This window comes from Streptomyces sp. S6 (assembly GCF_054880855.1).
In genome coordinates this window covers 15,613-33,107 of sequence record NZ_JBTYMC010000046.1, presented here as the reverse complement: position 1 = coordinate 33,107, position 17,495 = coordinate 15,613, and the positions used below count along the sequence as shown (strand labels likewise).

At 71.2% G+C, this 17,495-nt stretch carries 10 protein-coding genes and 1 pseudogene; 9 read left to right on the top strand and 2 right to left on the bottom strand.

Translation table 11 applies throughout. The features are described 5' to 3' along the window. Positions 1–1,089: pseudogene (locus ACVNF4_RS09480) on the bottom strand (ATP/GTP-binding protein); the annotation flags it as partial. A gap of 386 nt (positions 1,090–1,475) precedes the next feature. Between ACVNF4_RS09480 and gabT the strand changes: the two are divergent. The 4 genes from gabT (at position 1,476) to ACVNF4_RS09460 (ending at position 6,290) form a co-directional block, all read left to right on the top strand. Next, on the top strand, positions 1,476–2,810 hold the full coding sequence (gene gabT / locus ACVNF4_RS09475) for a 4-aminobutyrate--2-oxoglutarate transaminase (RefSeq protein WP_461802257.1): 1,335 nt from the start codon (positions 1,476–1,478) through the stop codon (positions 2,808–2,810). Positions 2,811–3,252: 442 nt separating this feature from the next. Continuing rightward, positions 3,253–4,101: an alpha/beta fold hydrolase gene (locus ACVNF4_RS09470; protein ID WP_461802256.1), complete on the top strand. Its 849-nt coding sequence runs from the start codon at positions 3,253–3,255 to the stop codon at positions 4,099–4,101. 26 nt (positions 4,102–4,127) lie between these two features. After that, positions 4,128–4,772: a phosphatase PAP2 family protein gene (locus tag ACVNF4_RS09465; RefSeq protein ID WP_461802255.1), complete on the top strand. Its 645-nt coding sequence runs from the start codon at positions 4,128–4,130 to the stop codon at positions 4,770–4,772. A 72-nt stretch (positions 4,773–4,844) separates the two neighbouring features. Next, positions 4,845–6,290 carry an aldehyde dehydrogenase family protein gene (locus tag ACVNF4_RS09460; RefSeq protein ID WP_461802254.1) on the top strand — a complete coding sequence of 482 codons (1,446 nt, stop codon included), beginning with the start codon at positions 4,845–4,847 and terminating at the stop codon, positions 6,288–6,290. Positions 6,291–6,451: 161 nt separating this feature from the next. Here the strand turns inward: ACVNF4_RS09460 and ACVNF4_RS09455 are convergent, their stop codons facing one another. Next, positions 6,452–9,283 carry a glycoside hydrolase family 3 C-terminal domain-containing protein gene (locus ACVNF4_RS09455; RefSeq protein WP_461802253.1) on the bottom strand — a complete coding sequence of 944 codons (2,832 nt, stop codon included), beginning with the start codon at positions 9,281–9,283 and terminating at the stop codon, positions 6,452–6,454. Positions 9,284–9,529: 246 nt separating this feature from the next. On the opposite strand from ACVNF4_RS09455, the gene ACVNF4_RS09450 reads away from it, so the two are divergent. From ACVNF4_RS09450 to ACVNF4_RS09430, 5 genes are all read left to right on the top strand, one after another. Further along, positions 9,530–11,224: an extracellular solute-binding protein gene (locus ACVNF4_RS09450; RefSeq protein ID WP_461802252.1), complete on the top strand. Its 1,695-nt coding sequence runs from the start codon at positions 9,530–9,532 to the stop codon at positions 11,222–11,224. 17 nt (positions 11,225–11,241) lie between these two features. Then, positions 11,242–12,282, top strand: a complete 1,041-nt coding sequence (locus ACVNF4_RS09445; protein ID WP_461802251.1) for an ABC transporter permease — start codon at positions 11,242–11,244, stop codon at positions 12,280–12,282. Further along, on the top strand, positions 12,279–13,214 hold the full coding sequence (locus ACVNF4_RS09440; RefSeq protein WP_461802250.1) for a carbohydrate ABC transporter permease: 936 nt from the start codon (positions 12,279–12,281) through the stop codon (positions 13,212–13,214). The genes ACVNF4_RS09445 and ACVNF4_RS09440 overlap by 4 nt, the downstream gene beginning before the upstream one ends. 99 nt (positions 13,215–13,313) lie before the next feature. Continuing rightward, positions 13,314–15,275 (top strand): beta-galactosidase, encoded by a 1,962-nt coding sequence (locus tag ACVNF4_RS09435; RefSeq protein WP_461802249.1) that lies wholly within the window; start codon positions 13,314–13,316, stop codon positions 15,273–15,275. Then, positions 15,272–17,473 (top strand): glycosyl hydrolase family 95 catalytic domain-containing protein, encoded by a 2,202-nt coding sequence (locus tag ACVNF4_RS09430; RefSeq protein ID WP_461802248.1) that lies wholly within the window; start codon positions 15,272–15,274, stop codon positions 17,471–17,473. The genes ACVNF4_RS09435 and ACVNF4_RS09430 overlap by 4 nt, the downstream gene beginning before the upstream one ends. Positions 17,474–17,495 lie beyond the last annotated feature (22 nt).

The following is a 17,495-nucleotide window of genomic DNA, read 5'->3' as shown; positions in this document are numbered from 1 at the left end:
CCGCGTCTTGCCCGCCCCGGACGGCCCCACCGCCAGCAGCGACGTCCCCAGCACGTCCGTGCCGAGCGCGGCCCCCGCGTCCCGGTAGGGCGCCGGCGCGCGCTCGGCGGACACCCACTTCCCGATCCGCACCTGTCCGGCGAGCAGGTCGTGCCGTGCGGCACGGCGAGACAGGTCACGCGCGCCGGAGGGGTGCGTCCAGGCGGCACCCCCCTGCCGCAGCACCGTCTCCCGGAACGCCCCCAGCGACGCCCCCCCGCGCGCGACAGTGAACGCGTGCTCCACGCGCGCGCAGTCGACGTCGTTCATCCGCCCCGCCGCGACCTCACCGCTCAGCAGATCCGCCGCCTCCGCCAGCCCGGCGTCCCGCAGAGCGGGCCACTGCGCGCGCGGGCGCTCCACCACGGCCTGCGCCGGAACGTCACCCGTGCGCGCGGCCAGCAGCTCCTTCGCGTACGGCCACCAGCCGCCCACCTTCGCGAACGGCCACACCACCAGCGCGGTGATCACGGCGTACAGCGAGTCGGTGAACAGGGCGGACATGAACAGCTCGTAGCTCCCGGAGATCAGCACGATCAGCGAGAACAGCGGGTCCACGACCGGCAGCGAGTCCCAGCCGACCAGCGGGAACGCGTCCGGGAAGACGAAACTCAGCGTCACCAGCGCGGCGAGCAGCGCGAACAACGCGCGCGTGGGCTGCGGTCGGCGCCCGATGAAGTGCCGCACGGCGTCCGGCCAGCTCCCCAGCCGGCCCATCGTGTACATGAGGACGGCGAAGAACAGCCCGTCGTACACGACCCTCGCCTCCGCCCCCTCGTTCGTCTTCGCGGACGCCAGCGTCCCGCCCCACCACCAGTCGCCCGGCGTGAACAGCCGCAGCACGGTGAACTGGTACGGGAACGAGCCGCGCCGCCACAGGGACCACAGGACCAGCGCGACGACCAGCGGGATCAGCAGCCCGACGACGGTGACGGGGGAGAGGCGCTCGCCGTCCCGGGAGGTGTCCTTGGGCGGCCGGAACCCGAGCCGCCAGATGCCGGGGCGGGCCTCGGGGCGGGGGGTGTCGAGCCACTCGGAGACGGCGCTCACCGCGGGAGCCTTGTCATAGGCGCCGGGAGCGTGAGTCGGCCTCGGCGGCATCCCCGCGCCCTCCGGGGACCCCGCAGGGCGCGGTACCGGGCTCGCGTGCGTGCCGCGCGCGTCCTGCGTCCCGTCGCTGTTCATCGCCCTGCCCCCTGACCAGCCGCTCCGTCCACCGTCAGCCGTCAATCTAACGCGCCCGCAAGGGGAGTTCACCGCTCCCGCGCCCGGCGGCGCCGACAGCGTCGTCCGACACCACTGTCCACGGCGGACAAGGCGCCGTCCCGAAAGCACCCACATGGAGCATGCCCCGTGCGGGTGCCCCGTCCTAACCTGCGAGAAAACGGCGGCTGACCGACGCCCCGGCACGCAGGACGCACCCCCTAGGAGCCCTCATGACCGACCTTCCGCAGGAGCGCCGGATCGTCACCGCCATCCCCGGCCCCAAGTCGCAGGAGCTTCAGGCCCGTCGCCTCGCCGCCGTCGCGCAGGGCGTCGGGTCGGTGCTGCCGGTGTTCACCGCGCGCGCGGGCGGCGGGATCATCGAGGACGTCGACGGCAACCGGCTGATCGACTTCGGCTCCGGGATCGCCGTCACCAGCGTGGGCGCGTCCGCCGAGGCCGTCGTCCGCCGGGCGAGCGCGCAGCTCGCGGACTTCACGCACACCTGTTTCATGGTCACGCCGTACGAGGGGTACGTCGAGGTCGCGGAGGCCCTCGCGGAGCTGACGCCGGGTGACCACGCGAAGAAGAGCGCGCTGTTCAACTCGGGCGCCGAGGCCGTCGAGAACGCCGTCAAGATCGCGCGGGCGTACACGAAGCGCCAGGCCGTCGTCGTCTTCGACCACGGCTACCACGGCCGGACCAACCTGACGATGGCGCTGACGGCGAAGAACATGCCGTACAAGCACGGCTTCGGGCCGTTCGCGCCCGAGGTGTACCGGGTGCCCGTGGCGTACGGCTACCGCTGGCCGACCGGCCCCGAGAACGCCGGTCCGGAGGCCGCCGCTCAGGCGATCGACCAGATCTCCAAGCAGGTCGGCGCGGACAACGTCGCCGCGATCATCATCGAGCCGGTGCTCGGCGAGGGCGGGTTCATCGAGCCTGCCAAGGGCTTCCTGCCGGCTCTGAGCAAGTTCGCCGCCGACAACGGGATCGTCTTCGTCGCCGACGAGATCCAGTCCGGCTTCTGCCGCACCGGCCAGTGGTTCGCCTGCGAGGACGAGGGGATCGTCCCCGACCTGATCACCACCGCCAAGGGCATCGCGGGCGGTCTCCCGCTCGCCGCCGTCACCGGCCGCGCCGAGATCATGGACGCCGCCCACGCGGGCGGCCTCGGCGGCACCTACGGCGGCAACCCCGTCGCCTGCGCGGGCGCGCTCGGCTCCATCGAGACGATGAAGGCGCTCGACCTCAACGCCCGCGCGAAGGCCATCGAGACGACGATGAAGGCCCGGCTGCTGGCCATGGCCGACAAGTTCGACGTCATCGGCGACGTGCGCGGCCGGGGCGCCATGATCGCTGTTGAGCTCGTCAAGGACCGGACGACCAAGGAGCCGGACCCGGAGGCGACGGCGGCCCTCGCGAAGGCCTGCCACCAGGAAGGACTGCTGGTCCTGACCTGTGGAACGTACGGGAACGTCCTTCGGTTCCTGCCGCCGCTGGTCATCGAGGACGCGCTGCTCAACGAGGGCCTCGACATCATCGAGGGCGCCCTCGCGGCCGTCTGACCGCCGTGTGAAGAAGGTGTGCGGGGAGGATGGCGGCTCCGGGGTCGGCCTGTTTTCGGGGCTCCCGCTGCCGTAGTTTCTCCGGTGAAGAGAGATACACCCGCTCCACGGGCGACCGTGGGCGGTGCCGGGCCGGGGCCTCCCCAGCTTCGACCTGGTCGTGCCTCGCGCACACATCCGGCGCCACTGGCTCCGGAATCTCCTCACCGATCGGACCGTCGCCCGCCCCAAACCCCCCGGGGCGGCGGCATCCCGATCCGGACGGCCGTCCCGGAACCACCCCCCCTGTTCCGGGACGGCCGACCTCCTTCCTCCAGAGGTGCACACCACTCGCGGACCCCGGTTCACCGAATCGGGGTCTTCTTTTTCGAAGATTGACGATACGGTACGTCTCGTCTCGCCCGAGACCCGGTCGATCCGGACCCTTCGATCAGGAGACCCCATGGAACGCTTCGTCGACGTAGCCCCCGGCACCCGCCTCTGGGCCGAGGAACGCGGCGCCCCCGACGCGCCCCCGCTCCTGCTCGTCATGGGCGCGCAGGCGTCCGGCCTCGGCTGGCCCGACCCCTTCACGGACCTCCTCGCCGCCCGCCACCGCGTCATCCGCTACGACCACCGCGACACCGGCCGCTCCCCCTGGGCCTTCGCCGAACGGCCCTACCCGATCACCGCGCTCGCCGAGGACGCCGTCGCCGTTCTCGACGCGTTCGGGGCCGACCGGGCCCACGTCGTCGGACTCTCGCTGGGCGGCATGCTCACGCAACTCCTGCTCGCCGACCACCCGGAACGCCTGCTCAGCGCGACGCTGATGGGGACCGGTGCGCTCAGTGAGACGCCGTACGCGGGAGGGGAGTTGCCCGGGATCGAGCCGGAGGTCCTCGCGCTGTGGGCCGAGCCGGTGCCGGACGACCTCACGCTGGACCAGGAGCTGGACCGGCGGGTCCACCACTGGCGCCTGCTGCACGGCGGGCTGCTGCCGTTCGACGCCGGGTACTACCGGGCGATGGAGGCGGCGATCATCGCGCACACCGGGCACCACCGGGTCAGCACCGCGCACGGGAGCGCGGACAGTGACGGGATGCTGCGGACGGAGGCGCTCGCGCGCAACGCCGTGCCGACACTGGTGGTCGAGGCGCCGGCCGAGCCGGTGTTCCCGCCGCCGCACGCGCGCCACCTCGTCCAGGTCGTCGGGGGTGCGCGGCTGGTGGAGATTCCCGGGATGGGGCACGCGCTGCCGCCCGAGGTCTGGGAGCCGCTGGCGAAGGAGATCCTGGCGCACACCACTTCCTGACCAGTTCCTCCTGAGAGGCTGGCCCCATGTCGATCAGCGCCCGCCTCCTCGCCGTCCCCGCCGCTCTGCTGGCCCTCCTCACCTGGCAGGTGGCGGTGGGCGGTCCGCTGCTGCGGTGGGACGAGCGGCTGAGCGGCGCTCTGCGCCGTCCCGGCCGGTTCTCCGAACTCCTCTCGGATCTCGGGAACGTTCAGGTGGCGCTGCCCGTTCTGTTGGTAATCGCGGGATTCGTGGCCTGGTCGGGGCGCCGGGTGGGGGTGCCGCGGTGGTGGGGGCCGTCCGCCGCGGCCCTCGGGGCGATGGCGCTGGTGCCGCTGGTCGTCGTCCCGCTGAAGATCTGGACGGAGCGGCCGGGCACCCCGGCCGTCCCGCCGGCGACGGGGTACTTCCCCTCGGGGCACACCGCCACGGCGATGATCGCCTACGGCGGGGCGGTGCTGGTGCTGCTGCCGTGGCTGAGGTCGGCGCGGGCGCGGCGCACGGCCGTCGGGGTGGCGGCCCTGCTGGTGGCGGCCGTGTCGTACGGGCTGGTCAGGCGGGGGTACCACTGGCCGTTCGACGTGATGGCCAGCTGGTGTCTCGGGGTACTGCTGCTGGCGGCGCTGCGCCGGGCCGTCGTCCGGATCGGCGTGCCAAAGCGGAGTGCGGACGTCCTCCAGTCGGACGAGTAGGACAAACGCCGGAAGGGGTACCCGGCCATACGGTGGACAGCGACTGTCGACTCTGCGGAAGGGCTTGCCACGATGACTTCCACCCACGCCTTCTGGCTGGCCGGCCGTGCGGCCACCGGCACGGACACCTTCGACGTGACCTCGCCCTGGGACGGGCGGCTCGTCGGGAAGGTCGGCGTGCCGACCGACGCGCAGGTCGAGGAGGCGGTGGCCGCCGCGTACGCCGTACGGGACGAGTTCGCCGCGACCCCGGCGCATGTGCGCGCCGCCGCGCTCGACCACGTCAGCAAGCGGCTCGCCGAGCGCACCGAGGAGATCGCCCGGCTGATCTCCGCCGAGAACGGCAAGCCGGTCAAGTGGGCGCGCGGCGAGGTCGGGCGCGCGGTCTCCGTGTTCCGGTTCGCCGCCGAGGAGGCCCGCCGCTTCAACGGCGGCGAGGCGCAGCGGCTCGACACGGACGCGGGCGGGCAGGGGCGGCTGGCGCTGACCCGGCGCTTCCCGAAGGGCGTCGTCCTCGGGATCGCCCCCTTCAACTTCCCGCTGAACCTGTGCGCGCACAAGGTCGCCCCGGCGATCGCGGCGGGCGTGCCGATCATCTTGAAGCCGGCCCCGGCCACCCCGCTCTCCGGTCTGATCATCGGCGACCTCCTCGCCGAGACGGACCTCCCGGCCGGCTCCTGGTCGATCCTCCCGGTCTCCAACGACCGCATGCCCGCCCTCGTCCAGGACGAGCGCCTGCCCGTCATCTCCTTCACCGGCTCCGAGAAGGTCGGTTACGCGATCATGGACTCGGTGCCGCGCAAGCACTGCACGCTGGAGCTGGGCGGCAACGGCGCGGCCGTCGTGCTGGCCGACTTCGCGAGCGACGCCGACCTCGACTGGGCCGCCACCCGCATCGCCACCTTCTCCAACTACCAGGGCGGCCAGTCCTGCATCTCCGTCCAGCGCGTCATCGTCGACGCCGCCGTGTACGACCGCCTCCTCCCGCGCCTCGTCGCGGCGGTCGAGGCACAGGTCACCGGCGACCCGTCCGACGCCGCCACCGACGTCGGCCCGCTGGTCAGCGAGGACGCCGCCCGGCGGGTGGAGTCCTGGGTGGACGAGGCCGTCGCGGCCGGCGCCGCACTGCTGACGGGCGGCAAGCGCGACGCGGCCTCGTACGCGCCGACGGTGCTGTCGGACGTCCCCGGCGATGTCACCCTCGCCCGCGAGGAGGTCTTCGGGCCGGTCCTGTCGATCCAGAAGGTCGACGGCGAGGCCGAGGCCTTCGACGCGGTCAACTCCTCCAAGTACGGCCTCCAGGCGGGCGTGTTCACGCACGACGTGCAGGCCGCGTTCCGCGCTCACCGTGCCCTTGAGGTCGGCGGCGTGATCATCGGCGACGTGCCGTCCTACCGGGCCGACCAGATGCCGTACGGCGGCGCCAAGCTGTCGGGGGTCGGGCGGGAGGGCGTGAAGTTCGCGATGGAGGACTACACGTACGAACGGGTGCTGGTCCTCACGGGGCTGGCGCTCTGACCGGTCCGCTCCCGGCGTCCCCCGACAGGGTCTTGCTAATGGGAACCGTTTTCACATAGAGTCGCACTCGGCGCTGACCCGCCGTCCCATGAAGAGGCCCGGCACCGATGCCTTCCGGTGCCGGGCCCTTCGCTTTCAGGCCGGCTCGCCGGGCCGACTCCTCAGCCGGAGAACCCCACATGCGCCAGCCGCAGCGGCCCGCGCAGCGCCACGTGGATGTCGTGGACGCCGGTCAGGGCGACGGGGGCGGTCAACAGGGTGTAGGTGTACGGCGATGCGGTGGGCTTGGGGAGGTGGATGGTTGTTCGGATCGGGCCCGTCTGGAGGGTGATCTCGCCCTCGCCCGCCACCTCGACCGTCACCCCGGTCGTTCCCGAGGAACCGAAGTCGCAGGCGCGGTAGACGAGTTGGGCCACTCCCGAGGGGCCCGGCGTCACCGCGTCCCCGGTGCGCTTCGTCCGGTCCACGATCTCGGCGCCGCTCTGCTCGTCGAAGTCGGCGGCGGGCAGGCCGCGTCGGAGGATGTCGCGTGGGGGTACGGGCTCGCCGGCCAACGTCAGTGTCGTCCGCAGCCGGATGTCCTCGCTGGACGTGCCGACGAGGATGTCGAACGCGCCGGGGTCCAGGCGCCGAGAGCCGTCGGCGACGTCCCAGAACTCGAAGGCGGAGAAGGGGACTTCGAAGGTCACCTCCTTACAGGCACCCGGCGGCAGGGTGATTCGGGTGTGGGCCAGGAGCTCCCGGCGCGGGCGGGGGACCGTCGGGTCGACGGCGCGGGTGTAGAGCTGGGGGACCTCGTCGGCCGTGGTGTCGCCGGTGTTGGTGACGGAGAAGGAGACGCGGACGCCCTCCGTCGACGTCTCCGCCGTCAACTCCCCGTAGGAGAACGACGCGTAGGACAGGCCGTGGCCGAAGGGGAACAGCGGGGTGCCCTCGAAGTAGAGGTAGGTCTGGCGGCTGCCGATGACGTCGTAGTCGAGGAGGTCGGGGAGGTCGGCGTCGGCCGCGTACCAGGTCTGGGGGAGGCGACCGGCGGGGGAGACGTCCCCGGCCAGGACCCGGGCGAGGGCGGTGCCGGCCGCCTGGCCGCCGTGCGCGGTCCACAACACGGCCGGGAGGGGGCCGGGTTCGAGGGTGTAGGGGTAGGACGAGGTGAGGACCAGGACCGTGCGCGGGTTCGCCGTGCGGGCGGCGTGCAGGACGCGCTCCTGCTGCGGGGGGAGAGCGAGCGTCGAACGGTCCTCGGTCTCACGGCCGTTGATGTGCGGGTCGTTGCCCGCGACGACCACGACGACGTCGGCCTCGGCGCACACCCGCTCGACGGCCTCCTCGCCCCGCTCGACCGTCACCACGTCGAAGACCTCCGGGACTTCGTCGGCGACCCGCACCCCGTCGGCGGCGACCCGGACCGGGAGTCCGGTGCCGATGTGCCTCAACAGGTGGCCGGATCCGTGGGGTTCCAGACGGAACGTCTCCTGCACGACCCACCCGCCCGGCTGGTCGGCGGACGCGCGCACATACCCGTCCTCGGCGACCGACAGATACCGCCCGTCGGGCGCGCGCAGCGTCAGCACCCCCTCACCCCAGTCGGCGAGCGCGAGTTCGGTCCCGGTCGCGGAGGCCGTCAACGGCGCGACATCCGTACGCCCCTTGAGCAGCGCCGGGTCCAACGCCCCCTCCGCACCCCGCACTTCGTCACCCGCCTCGGACCGGGGAACCGTCAGATACGCCCCGCCCGCCGTCCGCAGCAGCACCCGGTCCACCCCCTCCGCGAACCGCACCCGCTCCGCCCCGAACCGCCCGCGCAGCCCCTCCAGCGGAGTCGACCGGTGGATCAACGTCCCGCTGTACCAGTCGAGTTTGCACTCGTCCGCGAGCAGCCCGACCACCGCGATCCGGGCGTCGGGGGCCAGCGGCAGCACGCCTTCGTTGCGCAGCAGGACGATCGCCTGTTCGGCGGCCTCCTGGGCGAGCGCCTGGTGCTCCGGGGTGTCGAAGGCGGCGCCGGACGCGTACGGGTCGTCGGCCGGGTCGAACTCCCCGAGCCGGAACCGGACGGAGAGCTGCCGCCGGACCGCCGTGTCGATGTCCTCCTCCGTCAACAGGCCCTGATCCAGGGCCCCTTGAAGGCGCTCCACGGTCTTCGCCGGGTCCGTGCCGTGGTCGGTGAAGCTGTCCACGCCCGCGAGGACGGCCGCCGCCGTCGCCTCCTCGTACGTGTCGAAGTAGCGCTCCGAGTCGACCAGGTTGGAGGGTGCGCAGGCGTCGGAGCAGACGAACAGGTCGGCGTCCGTCCAGGTGCGCAGGTGCTCGTTCAGGTACGGGGAGACGTGGTTGGGGCGGCCGTTGACCAGGTTGTACGCGGGCATCACCCCGGCCACCGCGCCCGCCTCGACCGTCGCGCGGAAGGCCGGCAGGTCGTACTCGTGGAGCACGCGGGGGCGGACCGAGGACGACGAAGTGGAGCGCTGTGTCTCGTTGTTGTGGGCCAGCCAGTGTTTGAGGACCGGTGCCGTGCGCCAGTACACCGGGTGGTCGCCGCGCAGGCCGTGCGTGTACGCCGTCGCGATGGCCGAGGTCAGGCGGGGGTCCTCCGAGTAGCCCTCCTCGCCTCGGCCCCACAGGGGGTGGCGCAGGAGGTTCACCACCGGCGCCCACACGTTGAGGCCCACGCGGTCGTCGCGGGCACGCATCGCGCGGACCTCCTCGCCCACCGCCTCACCCACCCGGCGCACCAGCTCCGGGTTCCATGTCGCGCCGAGGCCGACCGCCTGCGGGAACACCGTCGCCGGGCCCATCCACGCGACGCCGTGCAGCCCCTCCTGGCCGGTGCGGAACGCGGCGACGCCGAGCCGCTCGACCGCCGGGGCGTACTGGTGGAGGAACGCCACCTTCTCCGCCGTGGTCAGCCGCGTGAGCAGGTCGTCGACGCGCTTCGCCGGCGGCAGGAGCGGATCGCGGAAGGGGAGCGCGGGAGGCGTGGAAGCGGTCACGTGGGGTTCCCTTTGCGGTGGACCGGAACAGCTCTTTCGAAGCGCTTCGATGCTCAGTGGGTGACGGTGTGGGTGTCAAGAGAGCGCACCGTGATGTGAAGTGGCGTACGCGCCAAGGTCCATTCGCCCAGGGGTGAGGAATGTTGGAAGCGACCCTTGTGTGCCTTCAGGGCTTCACTTAACCTCGCAGCAACATCGAAGCGCTTCGACTACAAGTCCGTCAGGGCCCCACGAAGGGTTGACGCAATGACGCCGAACGCCTCTTTTGCCCCCTCCGGCCCGAACCGGAGAGGTTTCCTCGCCTCCACGGCGGTCGCCACCGCCGCGGTCGCGGGCGGGCTGCCCCTGCTGAGCGCCTGCGGCAGTTCGGACAACGGCTCGCGTGACGGCACCACCTCGGGCAAGGGCGCGAAGAAGATCCTTCCGGCCTACGTCGCGAACAACGTCGTGACCCCCGACATCCCGGCCGAGAACGGCTCCGCGGTCGGGTTCGTCGGCAAGGTCGACACCGCCGGCCTCAAGACCTCGGTCGCGAAGAAGCTCGGCAAGGGCGGCAAGCTCACCGTCATGTCCCCGTACTGGGGCTCCCCGCCGAAGGGCGACAACGCCTACTACAAGGCGATGAACGACCTGATCGGCGTCGACGTCACCTGGCAGAACCAGGACGGCAACACCTACGACCAGAAGCTCGGCGCGGTCCTCGCCTCCAGTGAGGTGCCGGACATGGTCGTCATCCCGGGCTGGAACATGGGCGGCAAGATCCCGAGCGCCGTCATCGGCAAGTTCGCCGACCTCGGCCGGTATCTCTCCGGCGACGCCGTCAAGGAGTACCCGAACCTCGCCGCGATCCCCACCGACGCCTGGCAACGCTGCATCTTCGGCGGCCAGTTGCGCGCGCTGCCGATGCCGGCGTCGTACGTCGTCAACATCGTGCCCTTCTACCGCAAGGACGTCTTCGACAAGGAGGGGTATCAAGTGCCCGCCTCCACCGACGAGTTCATGGCGCTCGCCAAGGAGATCACCAACGCGCGGGCGAAGCGCTGGGCGTGCGGCGACATGAAGTGGACGGCGTTCAACGCGTTCGGGGTGCTCTCCGGCGGGGAGAAGGCACTCGGCTGGAACCTGAGCGACGGCAAGCTGGTCTACCGCGTCGAGACCGAGGGATACCTCGAAGCCCTGGAGTGGACACGGAAGTTGTTCGCCGCCGGGGTCGTCCACCCCGACGCGCGGCTCGGCAAGAGCCAGGCCGTCGACCCCAGCGCCAAGTTCGCGGCCGGCGAGTTCCTCATCTACAACAACGACATCTCCACCTGGTGGGGTCAGCAGGCCATCCAGCAGGCCCACAACCCCGGCTTCAAGATCTGGGGCATGGACATCTTCGGCCACGGCTCGGGCGCCCCCACGATCTGGGCCACCCAACCCGCCAACATGTTCGCCTTCGTCAACAAGAACGCCTCCGAAGCGGCCGTCCGCGACGCGCTCGCGGTCGCGAACGTCACCGCCGCGCCGTACGGCACGAAGGAGTACATGCTCACCAACTACGGCGTCGAGGGCGTCCACTACAAGGTCGAGCACGGCGTTCCCGTCAAGACCGACCAGGGCAACATCGACGTCAACAACGCGTACGTCATGGTCGCCTCCCCCGCCCCCACCATCGCCCGCCCCGACTTCCCCGACATCGGCCGCGCCGCCGTCGAGTGGCAGCAGCGGATGGGGGCGCACACCAAGAAGTCGACGTTCTACGGCATGCAGATCACCGAACCCGCCCGGTTCACCAACCTCTCCAACGACATGGAGCAGTTGGAGGACGACATCGTGCGCGGGCGCAAGAAGATCAGCGACATGCAGCAGTGGGTCACCGAGTGGCGGAAGAAGGGCGGCGACGGACTGCGCGACTGGTACCGGAAGCTGCTCGACGAGAACGGCACCGCGAACAGTTGACCGCGAGGAGGACGACCGTGTCACACAGCACGGTGCCTCGGAGCAAGGCCGAGGCGGACGATACGGGGAAGCGGGCCTCGCCAGAGCCGGACGGCGCGGTCGCGGCCCGCCGGAGGAAACGGCCCCCCGCACGACTGAGCACCCGGCTGCGCCTGCGGCGCGACCGCGTCCTCATCCTGATGACCCTGCCTGCCGTCCTGCTGGTCCTGGTCTTCAACTACGTGCCGATCCTCGGCAACGTGATCGCCTTCCAGGAGTACGACCCCTACATCAGCTCCAACGGCGTCGTCGCCATCCTGCACAGCCCCTGGGTGGGTCTGGAGAACTTCCAACGCCTCTTCGAGGACTCGGCGTTCTGGGACGCGGTGGGCAACACATTGGTGCTGTTCTCCCTCCAACTCGTCCTCTACTTCCCCATACCGATCCTCCTCGCGCTGCTCATCAACAGCGTGGTACGGCCCCGGGTGCGGGCGATCTCGCAGGCGATCCTCTACCTGCCGCACTTCTTCTCGTGGGTGCTCGTCATCGCCGTCTTCCAGCAACTCCTCGGCGGCGCCGGGCTGTTGTCCCAACTGCTGCGAGAGCACGGGTACGACGGCATCGACATCATGACCGACCCCGGCACGTTCAAGTTCCTCATCACCGCCGAGACCGTCTGGAAGGACGCCGGCTGGGGCATCATCGTCTTCCTCGCGGCCCTCGCCTCCGTCAACCACGACCTGTACGAGGCCGCCGCGATGGACGGCGCCGGGCGGTGGCGGCGCATGTGGCACGTCACGCTGCCGGCTCTGCGGCCCGTCATCGCACTGCTGTTGGTGCTGCGCGTCGGGGACGCGCTCACCGTCGGGTTCGAACAGATCCTGCTGCAACGCGACGCCGTCGGACCAGGAGCCTCCGAGGTCCTCGACACGTTCGTGTGGTGGAACGGCGTCCGCAACCAGGACTTCGGGTACGCGGCGGCGGCAGGTCTGATCAAGGGAGTTGTCGGCCTCGGGCTCGTTCTCGTCGCGAACAAGGTGGCCCATCTCATGGGCGAGCAGGGGGTGTACAAGAAGTGAGCGCGACAGTGGAGAAGGCAGGGGTGAAGCCGGGCCGTTGGTCCGCCCCGCCCCGGCCCGTCTGGGAGGAGCCGCCCACGAAGGCGGGCAGCGCCGGGAAGGGGCTCGTGCTCGGCATCGCCTGCCTCGCGATCCTCTTCCCGCTGTGGATCGTCGTCGTGACGAGCCTGTCCTCACGGGAGACCATCGACAAGTCCGGCGGGCTCGTCATGGTGCCGAGGGGCGTCACCTTCGTCGCCTACCGGGAGCTGCTGAGCGGCGGGCAGGTGACCCGGGCCGCCGTCATCAGCGTCCTCGTCACCGTCGTCGGCACGGCGTTCTCGATGACCGTGTCCGTGCTGTGCGCGTACGGGCTGTCGCGCAGCGGGTCGCTCGGGCACCGGTGGCTGCTGATGCTGCTGCTCGCGACGATGTTCTTCAGCGCCGGGCTCATCCCGACGTACCTGCTCGTGCAGTCGCTCGGACTCACCGACACCTACCTGGCGTTGATCCTGCCGAGCGCGGTGAGCGTGTTCAACATCCTTGTCCTGCGCGGGTTCTTCACGGGGATCTCGCAGGAGCTGACCGACAGCGCGCGCATCGACGGCGCCGGCGACTTCCGCATCCTGTGGCAGATCGTGGTCCCGCTGTCCCGGGCCGTCCTCGCGGTCATCAGCCTGTTCTACGCCGTCGGTTACTGGAGTGCCTGGTTCAACGCGTCCCTCTACCTCAACGACCAGAACATGATGCCCCTCCAGAACGTGATGATCCAGCTCGTCCAGAAACAAGAGGCACCCGTGGGACTCGGCCAGGCCATCAGCACGGGGGAATTGTCCGGGCTCGCCGTCCAAATGGCCGTCATGGTCATGGCGTTGCTGCCGGTCGCGGTGCTCTCACCGTTCGTCCAGAAACACTTCAAGAAGGGGATGCTCACGGGCGCGGTCAAGGGCTGACCGTCAACTCGTGCTTCCCCGCACTCACTTCACCCAGCGAGGTACCACCATGCGCTCCACCCGCCGACCCTTCCGCGCCCAGCACGGGGAGCCGGTCTGATGCCCGACCTGAACGACGCCACCAAGGGCCGCATCCTCTTCGGCGGCGACTACAACCCCGAACAGTGGCCCGAGGAGACCTGGCACGAGGACGTCCGCCTCATGCGCGAGGCCGGCGTCAACTCCGTCACCCTGGGCGTGTTCTCCTGGTCCACTCTCGAACCCCGGCCGGGCGAACGGAACTTCGGGTGGCTGGACACCCTGATGGACCTGACGCACGACAACGGCATCGGCGTCGTCCTCGCCACCCCCACCTCCGCGCCCCCGCCCTGGCTCGGCCGCCTCCACCCCGACACCCTGCCCGTCACCGAGGACGGCCGCACCGAATGGTGGGGTGGACGCCAGCACTTCTCGCACTCCAGCGCCACCTACCGCCGGTACGCGGCGGCGATCACCGAAGACCTCGCCGCCCGCTACGCCCACCACCCGGCGCTGACGATGTGGCACATCAACAACGAGTACTGCACCTTCGACTACGGCGACGAGGCAGCCGCCGGCTTCCGCACCTGGCTGCGCGCCCGGTACGGCACCCTCGACGCCCTCAACTCCGCCTGGGGAACCGCTTTCTGGAGCCAGGGCTACGACACCTGGGACGGCATCCTGCCCCCGCGCACCCCGCACTACATCAAGAACCCCACCCAGGTGCTGGACTTCAGGCGCTTCACCTCGGACGCCCTCCTGGAGTGCTACCTCGCCGAACGCGACATCGTCGCCCGGCACACCCCGCACATCCCGGTGACGACGAACTTCATGCCCCTGTGGATCGGCCAGGACGCCTGGCGCTGGGCCCAGGAGGAGGACGTCGTCTCGGTCGACCTCTACCCCGACCCGCGCGACCCCCTCGGCGCCCAACAGGCCGCCGTGGTCCAGGACATGACCCGCTCGCAGGCGGGCGGCCCCTGGATGCTGATGGAACAGGCCGCCGGACCCGTCAACTGGCGCGGCGTGAACCACCCCAAGCCGCGCGGACTCAACCGGCTCTGGTCCCTCCAGTCCGTCGCCCGGGGAGCCGACGCCGTCTGCTTCTTCCAGTGGCGCCAGTCCCGGCAGGGTGCCGAGAAGTTCCACTCCGGGATGGTCAGCCACGCGGGTGCTCAGGGACGGACGTACGCGGAGGTCAAGCAGCTCGGCAATGAACTCCCCGCGATCGCACAGCACCTGACGGCACCTCAGAAGTCGGACGTCGCGATCCTCCACGACTGGCACTCCTGGTGGGCCGGCAGCCAGGACCACCGCCCCTCCAGCCGCGTCGAACTCCCCGAGGTGCTCCGCGCCTGGCACCGCGCCCTGTGGGAGGAGAACCTCACCACCGACTTCGCCCACCCCGAACACGACCTGACCGCCTACAAGTTGGTGCTGGCGCCCCAGCTCTACCTCCTCACCGACGCCGCGATCGACAACCTCCTCGCGTACGTCCGCGGCGGCGGCACCCTGGTCTGCGGCTTCTTCACGGGAGCCGCCGACGGCGACGACCGGGTCCGCCCCGGCGGCATGGACGCGCGCCTGCGTGAACTCTTCGGCATCCGCACCCTGCACGAGTGGTGGCCCCTCGACGAAGGGGAGCACGTCGAGTGCGAGGGCTTCCGCGGCACCCTGTGGTCCGAGGAGATCGAAGCCGAGCCCGGAACCGAGCACATCCCCTACAAGGGCGGCGAGTTGGACGCCCTCCCGGCGATCCTGCACCAGGGCCGCGCCTGGTACGTCTCGACCCTCCCCGAACCCCCCGCCCTGCGTGACCTCCTTGCCCGCATCGCCGCCGAGGCGGGCGCCCGCCCCGTCCTCGACGGCCTCCCGGACGGCGTCGAGGCCGTCCGGCGCGGCGAGTTGCTGTTCCTCCTCAACCACGGCCGCGACAGCGTGACCGTCGACGTACCCGAAGGACACCTGGACTTGTTGACCGACACCCTCACCGAGGGCCGACTCACCCTGGCGCAGCACGGAGTGGCGGTGCTCAAGCCGTGACCGACACCGAGTACACCGAGCAGCCGCCCGCCGCCGGACCCGTCCACGGCACCTGGGAACCCGCCCCCGCCGACCGCTGGGAGGACGGCTTCCTCAGCGGCAACGGCCGGCACGGCGCCCTCGTCCTGGGCGACCCCCACGACGACCGGGTGATCGTCACCCACCACACCCTCGTCCGCCCCAACGGCTCCGAGGACGCCCGCGCCCCCGAACTGGCCGGTCGACTCGCCGGTCTCCAGGACCGGTTGCTCGCCGGGGACCTCACCGCCGCCGAGGACTTCACCGACGACCGCCCCATGTGGTGGGTCCAGCCCTTCCACCCGGCCTTCCAGACCCGGGTGCGCCGGACCACGGCGGCCGGCGTCCCGAGCCACCGCTACCGCCGCACCGTCGACTTCACGACCGGCGAGACCACCGCGATCGACGCCGACTGGACGAGCCGCGTCTTCGTCTCCCGCGCCGACGACGTCGTCGTCCAGCACATCACCGCACCGCGACTCACCCTCGACATCACCCTCGACCACCGACTCCCCGGCGTCCCCGACGACTTGGGGGTCATCCGCACCACCGACCCCACCCCCGACGGCGCCCTCCTCACCCTGCGCGCCCGCTACCCCGACAGCGACAAGGCGTACACCGGCCGCACCCGGATCGTCGTCACCGGCGGCACAACCACCGTCACCGCGACCGGCGTTCACATCGAAGGCGCCGACGCCGTGCTCCTCCTCACCCGGGTCCACCGGGACGCGGCGGAACCCGAACTGCCGGACGGCGTCGACCACGACACCCTGCGCGCCCGCCACCTTCCCCCGCACCGCGACGCCTACCGCCGCGTCACCCTCGACCTGCACGCCGGCTCCACGCAACGCGGCCTGCCCGGCTCGGAGTTGCTGAAGACCCCGGCGGAACCCGCGCTCCTGGAACGCCTCTTCGCCGCCGGCCGCTACCACCTCCTCTCCGCCTCCGGCCTCCTCCCGGCCCGCCTCACCGGCCTGTGGACCGGCGACTGGGACACCGCCTGGTCCGGCGCGTTCACCCTCGACGCCAACCTCAACCTCCAGACGTCGTCAGCGGCGAGCGCGGCCCTTCCCGAAGTGACCGACGCCCTGCGGAACCTGATCGAGGGTCAGCTCGACGACTGGCGGGCCAACGCCCGTGCCGTCTACGGCACCCGGGGCATCGTCACCCCCGCCCACACCGACGGTGCGTCCGGCCACTCCTTCCACTTCAGCCGCGAATACCCCCTCCACCTCTGGACGGCCGGCGCGGACTGGCTCCTCAAGCCCCTCGTCGACCACGACGAGACGCAGGGCGGGCGCGACCCTCGAACGGGCGCCCTGCTGGCCGAACTCGCCGAGTTCTACGAGGACTTCCTCACCCGGACGGACGCAGACGGCCACCTCGTCGTCGTCCCCTCGTACTCGCCCGAGAACCGCCCCGCGAACGGCAGTTGGGGCGCCCTGAACGTGGCCATGGACCTCTCGGCCGCCCGGCACGCCCTCCTCACGGCGGCCGAGTACCACCCCGAGCACGCCGCCCGCTGGACCGCCCTCGCCGACCGCCTCCCACCCCACCGCGTCAACGCCGACGGCGCCCTCGCGGAATGGGCCTGGCCCGGTCTCGAAGACACCTACGACCACCGCCACCTGAGCCACCTCTACGGCGTCTGGCCGCTCGACGAGATCACCCCCTATGACACCCCCGGCCTCGCCGAGGCCGCCCACCGGGCGCTCGAACTGCGCGGCGCGGAGAACGACTCGGCGCACGGCCACCTCCACCACGCCCTGATCGCCGCGAGGTTGAGGGACGGCACCCGGGTCGGCAACGCGCTGGCCGCCGTCCTGGACGGCGACTTCTTCCACGCGTCGCTGATGAGCGCCCACTACCCCCACCGGCACGTCTACAACGCGGACGCCGCGCACACCCTCCCCACCGTCCTGATCGAGGCGCTGATCCAGTCGACCCCCGGCCGACTGGTCCTGCTCCCCGCACCGACCTCCGCCCTCGCGGAGGGCGAACTGCGGGGCGTGCGGACGAGGTTCGGCGCGGAGGTCGACCTCGCGTGGGACGCGCACGGCGCCAGGGCCGTCGTCAGGCCCACTCGCACGCTCCGTGTGGAGCTGCGGACTTCCACCGGCGCGAGGCCGCTCGACCTCGTCGCCGGAGAAGACCACGTCCTCACCCTGGGGACGTGGTAACTCCCCCGCACCACAAGGCAAT

Bases quoted from the DNA above. Each gene is read 5' to 3' on its own strand.
- ACVNF4_RS09435 (WP_461802249.1), top strand. From the start codon at position 13,314: ATGCCCGACCTGAACGACGCCACCAAGGGCCGCATCCTCTTCGGCGGC.
- ACVNF4_RS09450 (WP_461802252.1), top strand. From the start codon at position 9,530: ATGACGCCGAACGCCTCTTTTGCCCCCTCCGGCCCGAACCGGAGAGGT.
- ACVNF4_RS09465 (WP_461802255.1), top strand. From the start codon at position 4,128: ATGTCGATCAGCGCCCGCCTCCTCGCCGTCCCCGCCGCTCTGCTGGCC.
- ACVNF4_RS09460 (WP_461802254.1), top strand. From the start codon at position 4,845: ATGACTTCCACCCACGCCTTCTGGCTGGCCGGCCGTGCGGCCACCGGC.
- gabT (WP_461802257.1), top strand. From the start codon at position 1,476: ATGACCGACCTTCCGCAGGAGCGCCGGATCGTCACCGCCATCCCCGGC.
- ACVNF4_RS09470 (WP_461802256.1), top strand. From the start codon at position 3,253: ATGGAACGCTTCGTCGACGTAGCCCCCGGCACCCGCCTCTGGGCCGAG.